Origin of the sequence: Rickettsia endosymbiont of Cardiosporidium cionae, from assembly GCF_015476335.1 — a bacterium.
GTDB lineage: Bacteria > Pseudomonadota > Alphaproteobacteria > Rickettsiales > Rickettsiaceae > JADHZC01.
On the sequence record NZ_JADAQY010000012.1, the window covers coordinates 1 to 3,052 of the forward strand.

Genomic DNA, 3,052 nt, shown 5'->3' on the forward strand with positions numbered 1-3,052 from the left:
GTGAAAAGCAAAGAAGGTTTTATGATAAGGCTACAAAAACCTTAAAAAAAGAAAGGAAGCCAGAATTACTCAAACAACAAATCACTAGTAGATATACCGCTGATGAAATATTAGACCTAAAGATTACGCAAAAAGAGTTAAGTAGCGTTAATGATATATTAATTTCAAGTCTTTGGCGTGCACTGGCCGTAGCAGTGATGGGCATGTTGTTAGTGACGCTATACCTATCTAAAAGGGGTAGTAAGACTAAGAATGAGAATTTTATAAGAGGCAGAAGGATTACAGATTTAAAAAATCTTAATAAATTAATATTAAAAGAAAATAAAAGAAGCGGTATAGTAAATCCATATTCCATAGGCAATGTGTATTTCGCCCCAAGGGCAGAGACAGAGCACACTATGATTGTAGGGGTTAGCGGGTCTGGGAAGACAGTACTACTAAAAAATCTAATTAAGCAGATAAAAGAAAAGGGAGATAAGGCAATAATATATGATTATACTGGAACATTTGTGGAAAGTTTTTATGATGAGAAAAAAGATATAATAATTAATCCATTTGACCGACGATCAAAAACATGGAATCTAATGAAGGAGGTATCACAAGAAGCAGAATTTGATACAATAGCAGAAGCGTTAATAGGAAGTGGTGACTTAATTAATGACCCATTCTGGCCAAATGGCGCAAGGCTAATCTTTGCAGAAATATGCAAACTTCAATACAGAAAGGGTAATCTAAAAACTCAGGATTTGTATAAATGCTTGCAGCTAGATGTTAAAAAACTAAATAAAGTGTTAGCGAGTACGCTCGCAAGCAATTTTACAAACCAAAATTCGGAAAAGACGACTCTTAGTTTGTTAATGCTGCTAGCAACGCATTTAAAAGGGTTGCAATACATAAATAATGACGGAATCACTGACTTTTCGATTAAGGACTGGCTTCTTAATTCTGATATGAAAAATACATTATTCATATCCAGCAGAAGTTCTTTACATGGAAGTATAGCGCCACTCATCTCGGCAATGATGGATATAGCAATTAATAATATAGGCGAATTGCCTTTGTCGAATAACCAAAAGACATGGTTAATTTTTGATGAAATCGCATCTTTAAACTACTTACCTAGTTTAGAAAAAGGGCTTACAGTGTCAAGGAACTTTGGTGGATGCTTCGTAATCGCATTACAATCAATATCACAATTAATACATAGATATAGTCAGCAAGTAAGCAATACTATAAGCTCCAATTGTAGTAATAAAATAATCTTAAAAGCTGGGAACAATGAAACTGCTACATGGGTGTCGAAATTACTTGGAACGGCAGAAGCGGAGCAGTATAAAGAGGGCTTATCATATGGAGCGCATGAGATAAGAGATGGAGTAAATTTGAGTAAAAATAGAGTGGAAAGAGAAATAGCGCTACCTTCAGAAATACTATCACTGGCAAAATTAAGAGGATATGCGTTAATGAGTGGAGGATATCCAATTACAAAAATAGATATTAATAATATGCTAGGGCAAAAATTGCCATTTAAAAATGTAGGTTTTGTAGAAAAAAGAGAGTCCGATTGACTGCTCTCGGCCCTAAAGAAACGAGATTGCGCAAGATTTTTGTACAATCCTCTACAATTTTTTTATTTGTTCGATCGAGAGTCCTGTGACTTGAGAAATGAAATTGACAGAGGCTTTTGCCCCCTTCATATTCCTTGCGATCTGAAAATCTCTTTCAGTCTTACCTTGCTGCATACCTTGCTGTATACCTTGCTGCATCCCTTTTTCTATCCAACTATCTGCAATGGTTTTCATAAAATCCTCTACAATCTTTGTATGTGTTCTAGAGAGAGCCCTGTAACTTCAGATATGACATGCATATCTATATGTTTTTTTAGCATATTTCTTGCTGTGAATTCGATACCTTTAGCTCTGCCTTCAGCCTTACCTTTAGCTCTGCCTTCAGCCTTACCTTCAGCCTTACCTTCTAGTCTACCTACTACTTTTCCCTCTTCTATCCAACTATCTGCAATGGTTTTCATAAAATCCTCACTTTTATTTTTATATATTATTTTTGCCTTTTCTATTATATTTTTCGCCTGATTTCTACTCACTTTACCCAAACTATAACACATTAATCCTATGAAAAAAAGATACTGCTGTATATGCTGATCTGAATCCATATCATTTAGCATATCAAGAGTTGTCGAGGTTGTAGCAGCCAAATGTTTTGTATCCCCCAAATTCTTAAAGAAATATTCGAACAAAAGCTTCTTTTTCTCTAAAATATCATTTCCCATCTTCTGGAGATCGATGAGCACATATTCTTCGTTTTCTACCTTCCTTGATTCTGCTGGATCTACAAACAAGTCCCAAAATGTTCTAGAAGCTGTATATTTTTGTCTTCCATTATATACTACAACTGAATATATTACGGGGAATTTAGTTTTTGGATAATCTCTTTCAAACTGTTCCCAAATGCGATGCTTGTATGACTTTAACCTCCAGGCAATCTTGTGGTCATTGCTAGATTGGTGTTCTACAAGAAAATAGATACAATTTTTTTTGTCAGCTGTAGAAAACAACAGGTCGCTATGGTATTGCGAAAATGCTTCGTCAACAAAACTAGCAGGCGCCATCTTTAACTTTTTAATATCTATTTTTTCTAAAACCCTCTTTGGCAGATGCCGTAAAAAGAATATTTCCCTTTGGAAGGGATCAGACATCATCTTCTTAAAAAAAGCATCGTGTTTTGCATTTTCTGTTGTAGGTATATTTTTGTCCATCTCGTACTCACTTAATCTTTACATATCATGATCTTTTATACATTTTTTGTAAATATCTGTATCTTCACCCATTTCCTCTGCTGGCTTTTGGCAATAGTAGCAGAATTTTAATATTCTACCTATCTTGTCAAGAATTTCACCATTATTACAATCGTTTTCGAAACCTATCTCTAAAATTTCTTTTACAAAATTTATTGTTTCCTTCCCACCTAAATGGTTAAAAAATTTTCTTTTATTAAGCTTGCGTAAAACCTCATTTAACATGTAACTACCTTGGTG

The 3,052-nt window shown here is 34.5% G+C and carries 4 protein-coding genes; 1 reads left to right on the forward strand and 3 read right to left on the reverse strand.

The features are described 5' to 3' along the window. Window positions 1–1,568 (forward strand): type IV secretion system DNA-binding domain-containing protein (locus tag IHI24_RS04545; RefSeq protein ID WP_194966881.1); only part of this gene is annotated, 1,568 nt, incomplete at its 5' end. 51 nt (window positions 1,569–1,619) lie between these two features. On the opposite strand, the gene IHI24_RS04550 is transcribed toward IHI24_RS04545, so the two are convergent. The 3 genes from IHI24_RS04550 to IHI24_RS04560 all read right to left on the reverse strand — a co-directional run. Then, the gene (locus IHI24_RS04550) at window positions 1,620–1,802 is read right to left on the reverse strand and encodes a hypothetical protein (RefSeq protein ID WP_194966882.1); all 183 of its coding nucleotides are present in this window, start codon (window positions 1,800–1,802) and stop codon (window positions 1,620–1,622) included. Between the two features lie 8 nt (window positions 1,803–1,810). Beyond that, on the reverse strand, window positions 1,811–2,773 hold the full coding sequence (locus IHI24_RS04555) for an Rpn family recombination-promoting nuclease/putative transposase (protein WP_194966883.1): 963 nt from the start codon (window positions 2,771–2,773) through the stop codon (window positions 1,811–1,813). 18 nt (window positions 2,774–2,791) lie between these two features. Then, window positions 2,792–3,052 (reverse strand): hypothetical protein (locus IHI24_RS04560; RefSeq protein WP_228777163.1); only part of this gene is annotated, 261 nt, incomplete at its 5' end.